The sequence below is a fragment of the Streptomyces sp. NBC_00299 genome (assembly GCF_036173045.1).
In the GTDB taxonomy this organism is placed as follows: domain Bacteria; phylum Actinomycetota; class Actinomycetes; order Streptomycetales; family Streptomycetaceae; genus Streptomyces; species Streptomyces machairae.
Genome location: NZ_CP108039.1, coordinates 7,578,135 through 7,596,212 on the forward strand (window position 1 = coordinate 7,578,135; position 18,078 = coordinate 7,596,212).

The window sequence follows — 18,078 nt, forward strand, 5'->3', positions numbered from 1 at the left end:
CCGCCCGTCGCTCAGGCAGCTCAGTCCCCGAAGTCCAACAACACCTTGCACGAGCCGCTCCGGTCCGCCGCGAGCGCGAACGCCTCCTCGGCCTCCCGCACCGGCACCACCGCGCTGACCAGCCCCTCGAACGAGGCCTCGGCCGCGAGCAGTTCCAGCGCCCCGTCGAACTCCACATCGAAGCGGAACGCGCCCCGCAGCTCGATCTCCCGGCTCACGACGAGGTTCCCCGCGAACGGACTGCGCCCCGCCGGCAGCATCCCCAGCTGCACCACGACGCCACCGCGCCGCACGAGGCGCAGACAGCTGTCCAGCCCCGCGGCAACCCCCGACGCCTCGATCGCCACGTCCACCTCGGAGGGCCACCCGGCATCGTCCGGATCGTCCGCCCGTACGAGGATGTCGGCGCCGGCGATCCGTCCGTACTCAAGAGCCGTCGGCAGCAGGTCAGTCACCGTGACCCGCCCCGCCCCGGCCGCCTTCGCCGCAGCGACCACCAGACAGCCGATGGGCCCGGCACCGGTCACGAGGACATGCCTCCCGGTCACGTCACCGGCCCGCCGCACCGCGTGCAGTGCGACGGACAGCGGCTCGGCGAGCGCCGCCCGCCGCAGGCCGAGGCCGGCCGGGAGCGGCCTCAACTGGCCGGCCGGTACGGCAACCTGTGCGGCGAACCCGCCCTGGACGTGCGGAAAGCGCGCCGCGCTGCCCAGGTAGCGGGTGTCCCGGCAGACGTTGCGCCGCCCGTCCGCGCACTCGGGGCAGACCTCGCAGGGCGTGGCCGGGTGCACCGCGACGGCCGTACCGACAGCGGGACCCGAGGCGTCCGGGGAGCCGTACGACACGACCGTCCCGACCACTTCGTGCCCGAGCACCATCGGCTCCCTGAGCCGGAAGTCCCCGACGCCGCCGTGACGCCAGTAGTGCAGATCGGAGCCGCAGACCCCGCCGTAGCGCACGGCCACCAGCGCCTGCCCGGGCCCGGGGACCGGCACCGGCAGCTCCTCGACCCGCAGATCGCCCTGACCGTGGATCACACAACCGAGCATCCCCGAGGCCTCCTTCACAGCACGCTCGTCATGCCGCCGTCGACATACAGCACCTGTCCGCCGACGAAGTCCGCGGCCGGTGAGGCGAGGAACAGCACCCCGCCCACCAGGTCCTCGGTACGGCCCCAGCGTCCCGCCGGGGTCCGGCGCCGTACCCACGCGCTGAACTCCTCGTCCGCGACGAGGGGCTGGGTCAGCTCGGTCTCGATGTAGCCGGGGCCGAGGCCGTTGACCTGCACGCCGTAGGGGCCCCAGTCGGCGCACATGCCCTTGGTGAGCATCTTCAGGGCGCCCTTGGTGGCGGCGTAGGGCGCGATGCCGGGGCGGACCACCTCGCTCTGCAGCGAGCAGATGTTGATGATCTTCCCGTGGCCGCGTTCCGTCATCCGCCGGGCGGCCTCCCGGCCCACCAGGAACGCGCTGGTGAGATTGGTGTCCAGGATGCGGTGCCAGTCCGTGTCCGTGAACTCCAGCAGGGGTGCGCGCAGTTGCATGCCCGCGTTGTTGACCAGGATGTCGAGCGGGCCCACCCGCTCCTCGACGTCCGCGATACCGGCGGCCACCGACGCACCGTCGGTCACGTCGAACGCGGCCGTGTGGATCCGGTCGCCGGGCAGTTCGGCGGCAAGTTCGTCGGCCAGTTCGGCGGCGGCCTCGGTGAGGCGCTCGCCGTTGCGTCCGTTGAGGACCACCGTGCAGCCGGCCTCCGCGAGGCCGCGGGCGAGCGCGAGCCCGATGCCCCGGCTGGAGCCGGTGATCAGGGCGGTGCGGCCGCTGATGTCGAAGAGCGGGTGGCTCATGTCCGTACCCCTAGATGATCAGCGAGAGCAGCAGGACCAGAGCACCGGCGACCACCGAGATGATCGTCTCCATCACGGACCAGGTCTTGACGGTCTGGCCGACGCTCAGCCCGAAGTACTCCTTCACCAGCCAGAACCCGGCGTCGTTGACATGGCTGAAGAACAGCGATCCGGCGCCGATGGCGAGGACCAGCAGGGCCGCGTGGGTCGTCGACATGTCGGCCGCGAGTGGGGCGACCAGGCCGGCCGCCGAGATCGTGGCCACCGTCGCCGAACCCGTGGCGAGACGGATCGCCACCGCGATCAGCCAGGCCAGCAGGAGTGCCGGGATCGACCAGTCCTCGGAGATCTCCAGGATCATCTGGCCCACGCCGGTGTCGATCAGCGTCTGCTTGAAGCCGCCGCCCGCGCCCACGATCAGCAGGATGCCCGCGATGGGGGCGAGGCTCTTCTCGACGAGCGGGGAGACCCGCTCCTTGCTGAACCCGGCCGGCCTGAGCAGCGTGAAGATGCCGACGAGCACGGAGGCGAGCAGCGCGATCAGCGGCGAGCCGATGACGTCGAACACGCGCTGCACGGTGTTCTCGGGGTCGTCGATCACGATGTCGACCAGCGCCTTGGAGAGCATCAGAACGACCGGCAGCAGGATGGTCGTCAGCGTGGCGCCGAAGCTGGGACGCTTCTGAAGATCCTCCGAGACGCGCTGGGGGATCATCCGGTCCGGGGCCGGGACGTCCACCCAGCGGGCGGCGTAGCGCGAGAACACCGGACCGGCGATGATCACCGTCGGGATGGCGATGAGCACGCCGAGCGCCAGCGTGACACCGAGGTTGGCGCCGATCGCGTCGATGGCGACCAGCGGGCCGGGGTGCGGCGGGACCAGGCCGTGCATCACGGAGAGACCGGCGAGGGCCGGGATGCCGATGCGCATCAGCGAGTAGTTGCCGCGCTTGGCGACCATCAGCACGACCGGGATCAGCAGCACCACGCCGACCTCGAAGAACAGCGGCAGACCGATCACCGAGGCGATCAGCACCATCGCCCACGGCATCGAACGGCCCTTGGCCCTGGCGAGGATGGTGTCGACGATCTGGTCGGCGCCGCCGGAGTCGGCGAGCATCTTGCCGAGGATCGCGCCCAGGGCGATCAGTACGCCCACGCCGGCGACCGTGGTCCCCAGACCGGCGGTGAAGCTGAGGATGGTCTTGTCCAGCGGTGCCCCGGCGAACGCGCCGAGCGCCAGCGACCCGATGGTCAGCGACAGGAAGGCGTGCAGCTTGAACTTGGTGATGAGCAGCACGATGACGGCGATGCCCGCCAGGACGGCGATGCCCAGCTGAGCGTGGCCGGCCGAGGTGATGGGCTCGACGGTGTCCGCTGCCAGCAGCTCGACGTTGAGTCTGGTCACGGGGATGGATTCCCTTGCAGATACGGGGATGGGGGAGGGGTGCGGGGGGTTACTGAGTCGGCTCGGGAAGCGCCGTCAGGGCCGACGCGGCCCGTCCGGTGATCTCCTCGGGGCTGCCCGACACATCCACGACGACTCCCGCCTCGTCCTCCTGGAGCGGCTGGAGCGTGGCGAACTGGGAGTCGAGCAGTGCCGTGGGCATGAAGTGCCCCTGCCGGTGCGACATCCGGTCTTCGATGAGGGCGCGGTCGCCCGCCAGGTGCACGAACACCAGGTCCGGTGCGGCGGCCCGCAGCCGGTCCCGGTACGACCGCTTCAGCGCCGAGCAGCTGACCACCCCGCCGAGCCCCGCCCGTTCGTACGCCCAGGTGCCGATGGCGTCGAGCCACGGCCACCTGTCGTCGTCGTCCAGCGGGGTGCCGGCCGACATCTTGGCGATGTTGGCCGGCGGATGGAAGTCGTCGCCCTCGGCATAGGGGACGCCGAGCCGGGCCGCGAGCAGGGGACCGATGGTGGTCTTCCCGGTGCCCGCAACGCCCATGACCACGACGACATGGGGGGTACTCATCGCTGCCTCACTGTCTGCTGTCCTCGTCGACACGTGATGTCGACGCAACTGAAACTCATTAGGTACGACGAATTCAAGAGTGTGTGACATATAAGTCTGACTTTTTGATCGCGTGACTTGCCCCGTACGCTGAGTGCATGAGCACAACGGGCCGGGGGCTGCACGGCCGAGTACTGGAAACCCTCGGCCCCGCGATCACCGCGGGCGAGTACCCGCCGGGCAGCGTCCTGCGCACGGACGAACTGGCGCAGCGCTTCGAGGTGTCCCGCTCGGTGATGCGCGAGGCGGTCCGCGTCCTGGAGTCCATGTACCTGGTGGAGTCCCGCCGCCGCGTGGGTGTGACGGTCCGTCCGAAGTCCGAGTGGAACGTCTACGACCCCCAGGTCATCCGCTGGCGCCTCGCCGGCGCCGACCGCCCCCAGCAACTGCGCTCCCTCACGGTCCTGCGCTCGGCCATCGAGCCGGTGGCGGCGGGACTGGCCGCGAAGTACGCCACGGCCGACCAGTGCGCCGAACTCACCGAGTGCGCCCTCGGCATGGTCGCCCACTCACGCGGCCACCAGCTGGAGGGCTACCTCGTCCACGACGTCGCCTTCCACCGCGTCATCCTCAACGCCTCCGGCAACGAGATGTTCGCCCGCCTCGGCGACGTCGTCGCGGAGGTCCTCGCCGGCCGCACCCACCACGAGGTCATGTTCGAGGACCCCGACCCCTCCGCGGTCACGCTGCACGTCCAGGTCGCCGAGGCGGTCCGCGCGGGCGACGCGGTCCGGGCAGAACACCTGACCCGCGAGATCACGATGGGCGCCCTCCAGGAACTGGACATCCTGGCACCGTAGGTGCCCTAGCTCAGGAACTCCCCGTCCACGTACACCCACGCCCCGTCGACCCGCTCGAACCGGCTCCGCTCATGCAGCGACCCACCCCCGTACGAGGCCCGGAAGGTCACCGTCCCCGTGGTGTGGAACGCCGAACCGTCAGCCGTCTCAAGGATCTCCAGCCCGGTCCACCGCATCCCCGGATCGAGGTCCAGCCGCGCGGGCCGCGTCCGCGGATGCCAGGTCCGCAGCAGATGGGCCGCATCTCCCTTGACGAACGCGCTGTACCGCGACCGCATGAGCGCCTCGGCGGTCGGCGCGGCGGCGGCACCGGACAGGTAGCGGCCGCAGCACTTGTCGTAGGCCTCGGGCAGCCCGCACGGGCAGGAACGCGTCGTCATGGCCGCCATTCTTCTACCCCGCCGCCCGCGTCGCGGACCCGGGCAACGGCGGCAGCGCGGCCCCGTACACCCACGCCTCGAACAACTCCTCCACCGGCTCGTTCGCGAAGCGGGCCACGTACGAGGTGAAGGCCTGGGTCGTCACCGTGCCGTTGCGGTGCAGCCGGCCCCAGCCGCGCAGCATGCGGAAGAAGGCGATGTCCCCGAGCGCGCAACGCACGGCGTGCAGGGTCAGCCCGCCGCGCTCGTACAGCCGGTCGTCGAACATGGACTTGCGCCCCGGATCCGCCAGCCGCAGATCCTGCGGCATCGACGACAGCAAGCGGTGCGCGGCGGCGGCGAGTTGCTGTGCCGTCCGCCCGCCCGACCGCTCCGACCAGAGCCACTCCGCGTACTTCGCGAACCCCTCGTTCAGCCAGATGTGCCGCCAGTCCGCGATGGACACGCTGTTGCCGAACCACTGGTGCGCCAGCTCGTGCGCCACCAGCCGCTCCGAACCCCGCGCCCCGTCCACGTGGTTGGCGCCGAACAGCGACAACCCCTGGGCCTCGACGGGCACATCGAGTTCCTCCTCGGTCACCACGACCGCGTACTCGTCGAAGGGGTACGGCCCGAACAGCTCCTGGAACAGCTCCATCATCTGCGGCTGGCGCGCGAAGTCCCGCGAGAACTCCGGCAGCAGCTGCGCCGGAATGTGCCCGTGCTGCGGTACCCCGCCCAGGCCCGGGTCGCCCAGCAGCACCGTCTGGTACTTGCCGATCGACAGCCCGACCAGATAGCTGGACGTCGGCGCCGACTGCTCGTACACCCAGGTGGTCGTGGACGCCTTCGTCGTACGGGTCAGCAGCCGCCCGCCCGCGACCACCGCGTACGCCGACGGCGTGGTGATCGAGATCTGGTACGACGCCTTGTCGGCGGGCCGGTCGTTGCACGGGTACCAGGACGGCGCCCCGATCGGCTGGCTCGCCACCAGCGCCCCGTCCTCCAGCTCCTCCCAACCGAGCCCGCCCCAGGGGCTGTTCACCGGCTTGGGGTTGCCCGACCAGTGCACCTCGACCGTGAAGGCCGCCCCGGCGCGGATCGGCTTGGCGGGGCGGACACGCAGCCGCCCGCCGCGGTGGGTGTAGTGCGGCTGCCGGCCGTCCACCCGGACGCGGCCGATCTTGAAGTCGGCAAGGTTCAGCACGAACTCGGTCAGCGGCGCCCGTCCCGCTATGGCGTTGATCCGGGCCGCCCCGGAGAGCCGGTTCGGGCCCGGGCGGTAGTCCAGCGCGAACTCGTACCGGTGCACCCGGTACCGGGGATCGCCGTGCTCCGGGAAGTACGGGTCCGCGCCTGCCGTCTGCTGAACTGCCACTGCTGTCTGTGCTCCCTGCGCCGTACTGCTGCCACTCCGTGCCGGCCCACCGCCCGCCACCGGCCCCGAGTGGGCCGCCCTCAGGGACGCCATGCTTCGATCGGATTCCCGAGCCAACGGGTGTCGTCGGGGACGGACTCCGCCGCCATGACGAGCGACGCGGGACCCAGTGTCGTACGGGCACCGATCGCGCTGCCCGGAAGGACGATCCCGCCAGGACCCAGCGTCGCGCCCTCACGGAGGACCACAGTATCCGTCCGCAAGATCCGGTCGTGGAAGAGGTGTGTCTGGAGCACACAGCCCCGATTCACGGTGGCGGCGTCCTCGAGGGTCACCAGATCGGTCTCCGGCAGCCAGTAGCTGTCCACCCACACGCCCTTGCCGATGCGCGCGCCGAGCCCGCGCAGCCAGGCCGTCATCACGGGCGTACCCGGCACCGAACCCGCCAGCCACGGCACCGCGAGCACCTCGACGAACGTGTCCGCCAGCTCGTTGCGCCACACGAACCCGGACCACAGCGGATGCTCCGCACTGTGATGCCGGCCCACCAGCAGCCACTTCGCGACGATGGACACGAGCCCCGCCAGGGCACCGGCCCCGAGCAGCACCAGCCCCGACAGCAGCGGCGCCCAGGCCCCCAGCGCGCACAGCGCCGCGATGGTCAGCACCGCCAGCCCCGCCGAGCAGAACACCGGCACGATCCGGCACAGCTCCACCAGGGCGCGCGCCCACAGCAGCCGGGCCGGGGGATCGTACGTCCGGCTCTGGTCGCCGTCGGCCGCGCTGCGCGGCAGCTTCACCGGCGGCAGCCCCAGATACGACGTGCCCTTCTTCGCCTTCTTCGGCGTCGCCGACAGCACGCCGACCAGGCCGCCCTCCGGCACGGTCCGCCCGGGCGCCGTCATCCCCGAGTTCCCGAGGAAGGCCCGCCGCCCGATCTCCGCCCGCCCGATCCGCATCCAGCCGCCACCGAGCTCGTACGGCGCGGTCAGCGTGTCGTCGGCCAGGAACGCGCCCTCGCCGACCGTGGTCAGGCTGGGCAGCGCGAGGACCGTGGAGACCTCCGCGCCCCGCCCGATCCGCATCCCGAGCAGCCGCAGCCACACCGGCGTGATTAGGCCGGCGTACAGCGGGAACAGGGTCTCGCGCGAGCGGTCCATCAGCTGCGTCACGGTCCAGGCCTGCCAGCCGATCCGGCTGTGCGTGGGATGCGTTCCCTCACGCAGGCCGAGGCTCAGCAGGCGTACGCCGATCAGGATCAGCACGGCGTACGCCAGCCCGAAGGCGAGCGTCGCCGGTACGAGGGCCAGCGCGGCGCCCGCCAGGGGCGCGTCCGGCGTGAAGAACACCCGGCCCACCAGGAACGCCGCCACTCCCGCCAGCACGGGCAGCGCGCTCAGCGCGAAGCCGGTGATGCCGTACATGACACGCCAGTACGTCCCGCGCCGCGGCCGTTCCTTCGGCCAGTTGCGCTTGGCCTTGCCCAGCTTGACCGCCGGGGCGCCCGCCCACCGCTGACCGGTGGGAATCTGCCCGGTGACCGCGGAACCCGGCGCCACCTCGGCCCGCTTGCCGACCCGGGCGCCGGGGAAGAGCATGCTGCGCGTGCCGACGACGGCATGCGCGCCCACCTTGACCGTGCCGATCTCCAGCCGGTCCCCGTCCAGCCAGTAGCCGGACAGATCCACCTCGGACTCGACGGCCGCGCCGCGCCCCAGCTTGAGCAGCCCGGTGACCGGCGGCAGCGAGTGCAGGTCGACGTCCGGCCCGACCTTGGCGCCCAGCGCCCGGGCGTACCGCTCCAGCCAGGTCCCGGTCAGCGAGGTCGCCCCGCTGAACTCGGCCAGCCGCTCGGCCGCCCACAACCGCAGATGCAGGCTGCCACCGCGCGCGTACCGTCCGGGCTTCACGCCCCTGAGCAGCAGTCGCGCGCCCCCGGCGGCCAGCGCGAGCCGCCCCGGCGGGCTGTACAGCACGGCCGCGCCGGCGGCGACGAGCCACCAGGGGGCCGTCGGCAGCCACCCGTAGGCGGGCAGCAGGTTCCCGAGCGCGGCCAGCGCGACCGTCCAGCGCAGGCCGAGCAGCGTGAACAGCGGAACGAGAAGGAGGAGCTGGATCACCTGCGCGCGCCGCGGCACCGGGGCGATCGTGCGGCGGGCCCCGTCGTCCTGCGCGGACTTCTCCAGGTGCCGGGCCAGCTTCCGCAGCACCGGCTGCTGGTAGATGTCCAGAACGGCCGCGCTCGGATAGCGGGTCCGCAGCCGCGTCGTCAGCTGCGCGGCGGCCAGACTGCCACCGCCGATCGCGAAGAAGTCGTCGGAGGCGCGGGACACCGGGATGCCGAGCACCTCGGCCCACTGCTCGGCGAGCCAGGCCTCGGTGCCGTAGAGCTGTTCCGCCGGACCACCGGTCTCCAGGCCTTCCAGCGGCCAGGGCAGCGCGTTCCGGTCCACCTTGCCCGACGTACGGGTCGGCAGCTCCGCGACCGGCGCCAGCAGCGGCACGAGCGCGGCGGGCAGCTCGGCGCGCAGCTTCTCGACGGCGACGGCGTGATCCCAGCCGTCCTGCGTGACGACGTACCCGACGAGCAGCTGATTGCCACCGCGAGCGGACCGCACGGCGGCGGCCGCACCGGCCACACCCGGCAGCGCCTGCAACGCGGCGTCCACCTCACCGAGCTCGATCCGCCGTCCGCCGAGCTTGATCTGCTCGTCGGCCCGCCCGAGGAAGACCAGCCCCTCCGGCTCCGCCTTGACGAGGTCACCGCTGCGATACGCCCGCTCCCAGCCCAGCGACTGCAGCGGCGCGTACTTCTCCGCGTCCTTCTCGGCGTCGAGATAACGGGCCAGACCGACCCCGCCGATCACCAGCTGGCCGCTGGCGCCCATCGGCACGGGCTCCCCGGCCTCGTCGACGACGGCCAGATCCCAGCCGTCCAGCGGCAGCCCGATCCGGATCGGCTCCGCACCGCTCATCAGCGACGCACAGGCGACGACGGTCGCCTCGGTCGGGCCGTACGTGTTCCAGACCTCGCGCCCCTCGGTCACCAGCCGCTGCGTCAGCTCGGGCGGGCAGGCCTCGCCGCCGAAGATCAGCAGGCGTACGTCGTTGAGGGTCTCGGGCTCCCAGAGCGCGGCGAGCGTGGGCACGGTCGACACGACCGTGATCTCCTGCTCGACCAGCCAGGGCCCGAGGTCGGCACCGCTCCTGACCTGCGCGCGAGGCACCGGCACCAGACAGGCGCCGTACCGCCACGCCAACCACATCTCCTCGCAGGACGCGTCGAAGGCGACCGACAGCCCCGCCATGACCCGGTCGCCGGGCCCGATCGGCTCCTCGGTCAGGAACAGCGCGGCCTCGGCGTCCACGAACGCTGCGGCACTGCGGTGCGAGACGGCGACGCCCTTGGGCTTCCCGGTGGAACCGGAGGTGAAGATGATCCACGCGTCGTGCTCGACGCCGGGACGGGCAGCGGGGGACTCGGACGTGCCGTGCACGGTGATCTCGTGCCCGGCGCCGACGACGGCCCGCACATCCGCCTCCCCGAACACCAGCTCGGCCCGCTCGTCCGGGTCCTCGGCGTCGACGGGGACGTAGGCGGCACCGGCCGCGAGCACGGCGAGGATCGCCACGTAGAGGTCATTGGTGCCGGACGGCACCCGCACGCCCACCCGGTCGCCCAGCCCGACGCCGGCCGCGGCGAGCCCGCGCCGCAGCCGGTCCACCTCGACGGCCAGCGCACGGTAGGACAGGCTGGTCGTGCCGTCGTCCAGCGCCGGCTCGTCGGGGTACGACCGCACGGACGCCTCGAAGATGTCGACGAGCGTCCGCGGGGAGGCCGCCGGGCCTCCGGAGAAACGTGCCGTGTCGCCGAACCGCTGGTGGATCTCTGCGCCGAGCTTTTCGTCGAGCAGGCCGAGAGCATTGCTCTCCTGTATGGCTGCCATCCGGTCCTCGCGTCTCGATCCCGGAAGCATCCGGGGCGCTGGCGGGCCCGCAGGTCTGCCTGGGGTTGTCCGGCGCCAGCTCCGTAACAAGCCGGAAATTTTAGTACGAAGCTAGGTTCGCGACCTTCGATACGCCACTCGGAGCAGCCTTTCGTGGCGGCACGGGCGCCGGGGAAGCGGGCGCTGACCTGGTGATCTTCGTCGGAACGAGACTTCCCCCACACACAACGAACGCGGGCCGTGACCTCGTGGTCACGGCCCGCGTTCGTTGTGTGTCCGAGGGGGGACTTGAACCCCCACGCCCGATAAAGGGCACTAGCACCTCAAGCTAGCGCGTCTGCCATTCCGCCACCCGGACAAGGTGTCTGTCGCGCGGGGTTTCCCTCGCGGCGACAGAGAAAACATTACCAGGCTTCGCGGGGTGCCCGATCACCCCCCGTCGCGGCGTGAACGGTGTGTGACGGGCCGCGGCCGGTCTTGGGCGGGGACGGTGGGAGAGAGAGGATGAGGGGGGACCACCAGCAGCGACAGCGCGGGAGGAAGCAGCGTGAGCGAGACGGACACGGCCAGGGGCGTCACCGGCGAGGACGAGGTCGTGGACCTCTGCCGCGAGCTGATCCAGATCGACACCAGCAACTACGGCGACCACTCGGGTCCCGGTGAGCGCAAGGCGGCCGAGTACGTCGCCGAGAAGCTCGCCGAGGTGGGCCTCGAGCCGAAGATCTTCGAGTCGCACCCGGGACGCGCCTCCACCGTGGCGCGGATCGCGGGGGAGGACCCCTCCCGGCCCGCGCTGCTCATCCACGGGCACACCGACGTCGTACCGGCCAACGCGGACGACTGGACGCACCACCCCTTCTCCGGCGAGGTCGCGGACGGGTGCGTGTGGGGGCGCGGGGCCGTCGACATGAAGGACATGGACGCGATGACGCTGGCGGTCGTACGCGACCGGCTGCGCAGTGGCCGCAGGCCGCCGCGCGACATCGTGCTCGCGTTCCTCGCCGACGAGGAGGCCGGCGGCAAGTTCGGCGCCCGGTTCCTCGTCGACAAGCACCCGGACCTCTTCGAGGGCGTCACCGAGGCGATCAGTGAGGTGGGTGGGTTCTCGTTCACCGTGAGCGAGGAGCGGCGGCTCTATCTGATCCAGACGGCCGAGAAGGGCATGCACTGGATGAGGCTGACCGTGGCCGGCACGGCGGGGCACGGCTCGATGATCCACCGGGACAACGCGATCACCGAGCTGTCGGAGGCGGTCGCCCGGCTGGGCCGGCACAAGTTCCCGGTGCGGGTCACCAAGACCACCCGGGCCTTCCTCGACGAACTCGGCGACGCCCTCGGCACCGAGCTCGACCCGGAGAACATGGAGGGCACCCTCGCCAAGCTCGGCGGCATCGCCAAGCTCATCGGCGCGACCCTCAGCAACACGGCCAACCCGACGCAGCTGACCGCCGGCTACAAGGTCAACGTCATCCCGGGCGAGGCCACCGCGCACGTCGACGGCCGCTTCCTGCCCGGGTTCGAGGGGGAGTTCCTCGCCGACCTCGACAAGATCCTCGGGCCGAACGTGCGGCGCGAGGACGTGCACGCCGACAAGGCCGTCGAGACCGGCTTCGACGGGGCGCTCGTGGCGGCGATGCAGTCCGCGCTGGTGGCCGAGGACCCGGCCGCGAAGGCGATCCCCTACATGCTCTCCGGCGGAACGGACGCCAAGTCCTTCGACGACCTGGGCATCCGCGGCTTCGGCTTCGCACCGCTGAAGCTGCCGCCGGAGCTGGACTTCGCGGGCATGTTCCACGGCGTCGACGAGCGGGTTCCGGTGGACGGCCTGCAATTCGGGGTCCGTGTGCTCGACAGGTTCATCGATGCGTCCTGAATTGGCCCGCTGAAAGCACACTTCAGAATTCGACCAGACGTACTGGCTGTGACCGGGGAGGGTGAACGCGCTCATCAGGTCGTAGCCCTATTAGTTCCTCCTCGTTACAGGTGATGCGATCAGCTACTTGTGATCGCATTGCCAACAAGGAGGAATAATGATCAAGAAGGTCGTCGCCGCTGCGGCTGCCACTGGTGGGCTGGTTCTCGCGGGCGCGGGCCTCGCCGTCGCCGATTCCGGTGCCCAGGGTGCTGCCGTGCACTCCCCGGGTGTCCTGTCGGGCAACGTCGTTCAGGCTCCGATTCACGTCCCCGTGAACGTCTGCGGCAACACGATCTCGGTGATCGGGCTGCTGAACCCCGCCTTCGGCAACACCTGCATCAACAAGTGACGTTGTGTCTCGCCCCGTGAATGGGGCTGAGCCCGTCGGCCCCGGAGCGCGTGCCATGCGCTCCGGGGCCGACCGGCCTTTTCTACAGCGTCGGTCGATTTCCGGCGTCGTATTTTCGGAACAAGGTCGAAGGCAGGTAACAAGCGAATGCGACAGGTCACCCGCAAGGGCCTGATGACCGTGGCGGCCGCGACCGGCATCGTCGCCGCCGCGGGCGGCGCCGCCCACGCGACCGGCTCGGGTGCGCACGGCTCCAGCGCGAACTCGCCCGGCGTGCTGTCGGGCAACACGGTGCAGGCGCCGGTGCACGTGCCGGTCAACGTCTGCGGCAACACGGTCGACGTCGTCGGGGTGCTCAACCCGGCGAGCGGCAACAGCTGTGGCAACCAGGGCGGCGGTTCGTCCGGCGGCCACGGCGGTTCGGGGGCGTCGGCCGGCGGGCACGCCACCGACTCGCCCGGCGTCGGCTCCGGCAACCACGTCCAGGCGCCGATCCATGTGCCGGTCAACGTCTGCGGCAACACCGTCGACATCATCGGCATCGGCAACTCCGCCGAGGACAACGACTGCTCCAACAACGGCGGCGGGAGTCACACCCCGCCGGGCGGCGGCCACGAGAACCCGCCCGGGTCGCCGGAACAGCCGGGCAATCCCGGGAACCCTGGAAACCCCGGCAACCCCGAGCAGCCGGGTAATCCCGGAAACCCGGGGAACCCCGGAAACCCGGGGAACCCCGAGCAGCCGGGCAACCCGGGCAACCCCGGAAACCCCGTCGAGCCGGGCAACCCCGGTTCCCCGAGCACGCCCCCTGGCACGGGCGGCCTGACTCCGGGCGGCTCCTCGCAGGGCAACCACCCGGGCGCCCACTTCGTCACCCAGCCCCGGGGCGACGCCGAGCTCGCCCAGACCGGCGTGGACCTGCCGATGGGCCTCGCCCTGCCGGTCGGCGCGGCGGCGCTGCTCGCGGGCGCGGTGCTGTACCGCAAGGCACGGCCCTCGGAGTAGAGCGCGGGCATCCGGCACGCAACGGAGCGGGCCCCGCCTCGGCGGGGCCCGCTCCATGTGTTTCCTGTTCTGCTGTCTCGTCCGTCCTGCGGGTCCCCGTCTCGCTGTGTGGCCTCTCAGCTCACCATGTGGCCCGCACCTGGCGAATGATCCGGCGCCGCAGCCGCACCCTGCGGCTGCCGTCGCGCAGCAGGCTCAGGCGGTCCAACTCCCAGTGTCCGTACTCGGCATGGTCCGTCAGCAGGCGTGTGGCGTCCTTGCGGGAGACCCCGCGCGGTACGTACACGTCGACAAATTCGTATTCCGGCATCGCATCTATTGTGCGGGCTGGGGCCCGGTACGGATAGCGTCTGCACTATGTCTGATGCTGTGCAGCCCACCGCTGCCGAGGTACGCGCCGCCGCCGAGGCGGTCAAGACCGCGCTCGACCGTCACCTGGCCGCGGTCGAACGCCGGTCGGGTGAGGACGACCCGGCCGTCTACGAGGCGTTCAACCAGCTGGCCGCAGCCGCCGAGGTCTACGACGAGCTGCTCTACGACCGCTACGACGAGGTCACGCCCTTCGAGATCCCCGGTACGGACGACGCACTGCCGCCGTACACGGGACCCGAGGAACCGAACGCTGTGAGTGTGCTGATCCGCCGTGACTACGTCGTGGTGGAGCCGCAGCGACTGCTGGCGCATGCCGAGCGGATCGAGGCGGCCGACTACGACGACGGTTCGGACGCGGATGCCTCAGGCACGGTGCACGGGGCGCTCGGCCTCCTGTTCGGCGAGTTCGAGCCGGACGAGATCGGGTCCCGGCACAAGGAGTTCGGCCTGGAGGAGGGCGACTCCACGCTCTGGGTGACCGCCTCGGACGAGCAACCCGAACCGGGGGAATGGCTGGAGGCGCCCTTCGAGGGGGTCGATCCGCAGCGGGTGGTCTGCCGCTTCGACGTCAGCACGGTGTTCGACGAGGACCTGGACGACGTCGACGAGGCGGAGGACGGTGACGAGGAGGCCGACGACAGCGACGACGGCGACCTCGAGGACGAACTCGACCGGGATCTGGACGAGGACGAGCTGGAGCCACTGGACGCCGATCGCTGACGCGGCTCGCTGAGGCGATTGCCGACACGGGCGCGGTTGTTTCGACGACGGCGGCGGCGGTCACGGACGAACACCGTGACCGCCGCCGCCGTCGTCGTGTGCGCGGCCCGGGTCAGCCCGCGGCCGGCACCTGCGTGCCGAGCAGGACGGGGAGGCGGGTCGTGCGTGGCTTCGCCGGGACCTCGGCGACAGCTCGGGGCAGGGCCTGCTCCACGCCGTGGACCACGGAGAGGTGACGGTCGGCCCGGCTGAAGGCCGTGTAGACCCAGGGGCGGCTCAGAGCCTGGGCCGCGTCGCCGGGGAGGACCACGACCACCGCAGGCCAGCGGGCGCCCGCCGCCTGGTGTGCGGTCAGGGCCCAGCCGTGCCGCACGGACTGCTCCACCCGTTCCTTCGGTACGACGACGGCCTCGCCCTCGCAGGACAGGTGCAGTCCCTCGGCGTCGGCCTTCACCACCCGACCGGGCACCGTACGGCCCGGCGCGGGGGAGTAGGCCACGTGGTCACCGGGGTCGAAGCCGCCGAAGCGGCCGGGGCCGGGATTGAGCCGCTCCTTGAGGGCGGCGTTGAGCGCGCGCGTGCCGGCGGCGCCGCCGTGGCCCGGCGTGATCACCCGGGTTTCCTCGGCGGGAACGCCGAACGCGCGGGGCACCGAGTCCGCGACGAGCTGCACGGTGCGGTGCACTGCCTCGCCCGGGTCCCGCACCGGCACGATCACGACTTCCTTGCCGGGCGCCTCGACCTGGTTGAGCTCGCCGATGCCGATACCGGACACCAACTCGCCCAGCGGGCCGGGATCCGGCTGCCGCGAGGCGATCTGCGGGCAGCCGCGCGCCGCCAGCAGGTCGGCGAACACCCGCCCGGGCCCCGCCGACCACAGCACCGCGGGATCCCCGGCCAGCACCAGCCGGGCCCCGTCCGGCAACGACTCCGTGAGCAGGGCGGCCGTCTCGACATCCACCTGCGGTGCGTCCAGCACGACGAGCAGATCGAGGTCGAACGCACCGTCCGCGTCCCGGCCGGGCCCTTCGGCACCGGAGAGCAGACCGGCCACGGTGGCGACGCCGGGTGCGTCGGCTCCGCTCAGCCGTGCGGCGAAGCGACTCCGCCCGATCGGGCTGTGGGCGGCCGCCCAGGCCCGCAGCCCGAGGTCGCGCGCCGCGTGCAGCAGCGCGGCCGGTTCGGCCAGGGAGGCCTCCCCGCCGGTGTGGAGGACCAGGCCATGGCTCGCCACCGCGCGGACCAGGTCGGCGGCGGGGCCCGCGTCGGCCGCGGCCCGCTCCCAGTCCTCGGCCGAACCGTCCTGCTTGGGCGCCGAGTTGATCAGACGGGCGAGCCCGTCGGCGAGGCTCTCCTCCGCGAGGGCGTAGCGCTCCAGACCGACGAGGACACGGACCGGCCGCTCCTCTTCCCCCTCCTCGGCCTCGTCGCCGGACCGGGCCGGGGCGCCGGGCGCGTCCAGGGCGTCCTGGAAGGCCAGGGCCTCGCCCTCGGACAGGGTGTTCTGCACGGCCGCATCGGCGTCGGGCACGCCCCGCTGGTTCAACGCGCCGGTGAGCGTCGCCAGTTCCAGGGCCGTGTGCCCGGCCAGGGCCGCCTGTTCCAGCAGCCAGACGGTGACCGCCCGGCCGCGCCGCTCGTCGTCGGGTCCGCACTCCGCGCCGAGCAGCGCCCGCGCGAACCCGTCGGCCTGCTCCGGCCGTACCCCGCCGATCCGCAGCAACTGCCAGGGGTCCGCCCGCAGTTGGTCGTCCGCGCCCTCGCCGAGGACCGCGGCGGCCTGCGGGGCGAGAGCCTCCGGTGCGCCGCCGTCGGCCAGCACGAGCCGCACGGATTCGACGGCCTCCGGCGCCGGAGCCGCGGCCCCGCCGGCCGCCACCGGCCGCGGCGGTCGCGCCGGCTCCGGGGCGGGGCGGCGCGGTGGCTCCGGCTCGCTGAAGACGGTGGCTGCCGGCTTCGCGCCGGTCTCCACGGCCCGTACTGCGGCGAGCAGATCGGCCGCCTTCCCGCTGAGCTTGGCCCCGCTCTCCACGGGCCCCTGCCGCTCGGCCTTGCGCCGCTCGATCCGCTCCCGCTCGATCCGCTGAGCGGCGATCTCGGCCTCTGCCTCCGACAACTGCGCCCCGTCGCCGCCGTCGCCGTCCCTGGCCGCGGAGTCCTGGACGGCAGCTTCCCCCTCGCCGCCGTCCGTCTCGTCACCGTCCGCCTCGACGGCAGGGCTTGCGCCTTCGCCTTCCGTGTCCTGGTGATCCGACCGCGAATCCGCGGCCTCGACCCCGGCAGGCCGCTCCCCGGCACCTCCGGCGCTCGCCCCCGGCGCGGCCTGGGTCGGCCCCGGCTCGGTGTTCCCCGTGGTCTCGGGCGGCTCCGTGCTCACAGCGTGCTCCAGTCGTGATCGGGATAGCGGTGCACGGGCGCCGACACATCGTCGAGCGCCCGGCAGATCTCGTCAGGAAGACTAAGGGCCTCCACTGACAATGCCGCCGTGAGTTGCTGCGCGTTGCGCGGGCCGATGACGGGCGCGGCCACCCCGGGCCGGTCGCGGACCCAGGCGAGGGCGACCTGCAGCGGGGTCACGGCCAGCCCGTCGGCGGCCGTCTGCACGGCGTCCACGATGCGGCTCGCCGTGTCGTCGAGGTACGGCGCGACGAAGGGCGCCAGATGCTCCGAGGCACCGCGTGAGTCGGGCGGTGTGGCGTTGCGGTACTTGCCGGTCAGGACGCCCCGGCCGAGCGGGGAGGAGGGGAGCATGCCGATGCCCAGGTCCAGCGCGGCCGGCAACACCTCGCGCTCCACGCCCCGCTGCAGCAGGGAGTACTCCAGCTGTGTGCTGGCCAGCCGGGTGCGTATGCCCGGCGCCGCGAGCTGCCATGTCCCCGCCTTGGCGAGCTGCCAGCCGCAGAAGTTCGAGACGCCGGCATAGCGGGCGCGCCCGCTGCTGACGGCCAGGTCGAGGGCCTGGAGGGTCTCCTCCAGCGGGGTGTACGGATCGAAGGCGTGGATGTGCCAGACGTCGACATACTCCGTGCCGAGCCGGGCCAGTGAGGCGTCCAGCGCGGAGAGCAGATGGCCGCGCGAGCCGTCGAAGCGGCGGTCCGGGTCGGGAACGCTGCCCGCCTTCGTCGAGATGACCAGGTCCCGGCGCGGGACGAGCCCCTCCATGAGCCGCCCGAGCAGGTACTCGGCCTCCCCGTCGCCGTACACGTCGGCCGTGTCGACGAGGGTGCCGCCCGCCTCCCAGAAGGTTTTCAAGAGGTCGGCCGCATCGTGCTCGTCGGTGTCCCTGCCCCAGGTGAGGGTGCCGAGTCCGATCCGGGACACGCGCAGGCCGGTGCGGCCGAGATGCCTCTGCTCCATGAACGCCGAGAT

The 18,078-nt window shown here is 72.0% G+C and carries 15 protein-coding genes and 1 tRNA gene; 5 read left to right on the top strand and 11 right to left on the bottom strand.

Translation table 11 applies throughout. The annotated features are described in order from the left end of the window. Positions 1–20 precede the first annotated feature (20 nt). Genes OHT51_RS33840 through OHT51_RS33855 form a run of 4 tightly spaced genes read right to left on the bottom strand, consistent with a single transcriptional unit; the run spans position 21 to position 3,825 of the window. The gene (locus tag OHT51_RS33840; protein ID WP_328882712.1) at positions 21–1,049 is read right to left on the bottom strand and encodes an L-idonate 5-dehydrogenase; all 1,029 of its coding nucleotides are present in this window, start codon (positions 1,047–1,049) and stop codon (positions 21–23) included. Between the two features lie 14 nt (positions 1,050–1,063). Further along, the gene (locus OHT51_RS33845) at positions 1,064–1,849 is read right to left on the bottom strand and encodes an SDR family oxidoreductase (RefSeq protein ID WP_328882713.1); all 786 of its coding nucleotides are present in this window, start codon (positions 1,847–1,849) and stop codon (positions 1,064–1,066) included. A gap of 10 nt (positions 1,850–1,859) precedes the next feature. After that, entirely contained in the window at positions 1,860–3,257 is a 1,398-nt protein-coding gene (locus OHT51_RS33850; protein WP_328882714.1) for a GntP family permease, read from the bottom strand. Positions 3,258–3,306: 49 nt separating this feature from the next. Continuing rightward, a complete protein-coding gene (locus tag OHT51_RS33855; RefSeq protein WP_328882715.1) occupies positions 3,307–3,825 on the bottom strand; it encodes a gluconokinase in 519 nt (172 codons plus the stop codon). A 137-nt stretch (positions 3,826–3,962) separates the two neighbouring features. Here OHT51_RS33855 and OHT51_RS33860 point away from each other — a divergent pair, with 137 nt between their 5' ends. Further along, positions 3,963–4,664 (top strand): FadR/GntR family transcriptional regulator, encoded by a 702-nt coding sequence (locus tag OHT51_RS33860; protein ID WP_328882716.1) that lies wholly within the window; start codon positions 3,963–3,965, stop codon positions 4,662–4,664. Between the two features lie 5 nt (positions 4,665–4,669). On the opposite strand, the gene OHT51_RS33865 is transcribed toward OHT51_RS33860, so the two are convergent. From OHT51_RS33865 to OHT51_RS33880, 4 genes are all read right to left on the bottom strand, one after another. Next, positions 4,670–5,044 (bottom strand): YchJ family protein, encoded by a 375-nt coding sequence (locus OHT51_RS33865; protein ID WP_328882717.1) that lies wholly within the window; start codon positions 5,042–5,044, stop codon positions 4,670–4,672. 13 nt (positions 5,045–5,057) lie between these two features. Next, a complete protein-coding gene (locus tag OHT51_RS33870) occupies positions 5,058–6,401 on the bottom strand; it encodes a M1 family metallopeptidase (protein ID WP_328882718.1) in 1,344 nt (447 codons plus the stop codon). 80 nt (positions 6,402–6,481) lie between these two features. Further along, positions 6,482–10,348, bottom strand: a complete 3,867-nt coding sequence (locus OHT51_RS33875) for a Pls/PosA family non-ribosomal peptide synthetase (protein WP_328882719.1) — start codon at positions 10,346–10,348, stop codon at positions 6,482–6,484. Between the two features lie 273 nt (positions 10,349–10,621). Continuing rightward, positions 10,622–10,706: transfer RNA gene (locus OHT51_RS33880), tRNA-Leu, on the bottom strand. Between the two features lie 189 nt (positions 10,707–10,895). On the opposite strand from OHT51_RS33880, the gene OHT51_RS33885 reads away from it, so the two are divergent. The 3 genes from OHT51_RS33885 (at position 10,896) to OHT51_RS33895 (ending at position 13,617) form a co-directional block, all read left to right on the top strand. Further along, positions 10,896–12,221, top strand: a complete 1,326-nt coding sequence (locus tag OHT51_RS33885) for a M20/M25/M40 family metallo-hydrolase (protein ID WP_328882720.1) — start codon at positions 10,896–10,898, stop codon at positions 12,219–12,221. Between the two features lie 157 nt (positions 12,222–12,378). Continuing rightward, positions 12,379–12,612, top strand: a complete 234-nt coding sequence (gene chpH / locus OHT51_RS33890) for a chaplin ChpH (protein WP_048584573.1) — start codon at positions 12,379–12,381, stop codon at positions 12,610–12,612. Positions 12,613–12,759: 147 nt separating this feature from the next. Beyond that, positions 12,760–13,617 (top strand): chaplin, encoded by an 858-nt coding sequence (locus OHT51_RS33895; RefSeq protein ID WP_328882721.1) that lies wholly within the window; start codon positions 12,760–12,762, stop codon positions 13,615–13,617. Positions 13,618–13,738: 121 nt separating this feature from the next. Here the strand turns inward: OHT51_RS33895 and OHT51_RS33900 are convergent, their stop codons facing one another. After that, entirely contained in the window at positions 13,739–13,927 is a 189-nt protein-coding gene (locus OHT51_RS33900) for a DUF5703 family protein (protein ID WP_005485166.1), read from the bottom strand. A 47-nt stretch (positions 13,928–13,974) separates the two neighbouring features. On the opposite strand from OHT51_RS33900, the gene OHT51_RS33905 reads away from it, so the two are divergent. Continuing rightward, positions 13,975–14,709 (top strand): hypothetical protein, encoded by a 735-nt coding sequence (locus OHT51_RS33905; protein ID WP_328882722.1) that lies wholly within the window; start codon positions 13,975–13,977, stop codon positions 14,707–14,709. A 112-nt stretch (positions 14,710–14,821) separates the two neighbouring features. Here OHT51_RS33905 and OHT51_RS33910 read toward each other — a convergent pair whose 3' ends face one another. Both OHT51_RS33910 and OHT51_RS33915 read right to left on the bottom strand, forming a co-directional pair. Further along, a complete protein-coding gene (locus OHT51_RS33910; protein ID WP_328882723.1) occupies positions 14,822–17,086 on the bottom strand; it encodes a helix-hairpin-helix domain-containing protein in 2,265 nt (754 codons plus the stop codon). Further along, positions 17,083–18,066, bottom strand: coding sequence for an aldo/keto reductase (locus tag OHT51_RS33915; protein ID WP_328882724.1), 984 nt, complete (start codon positions 18,064–18,066; stop codon positions 17,083–17,085). Before OHT51_RS33915 ends, OHT51_RS33910 begins: the two co-directional genes overlap by 4 nt. Positions 18,067–18,078: the final 12 nt, after the last annotated feature.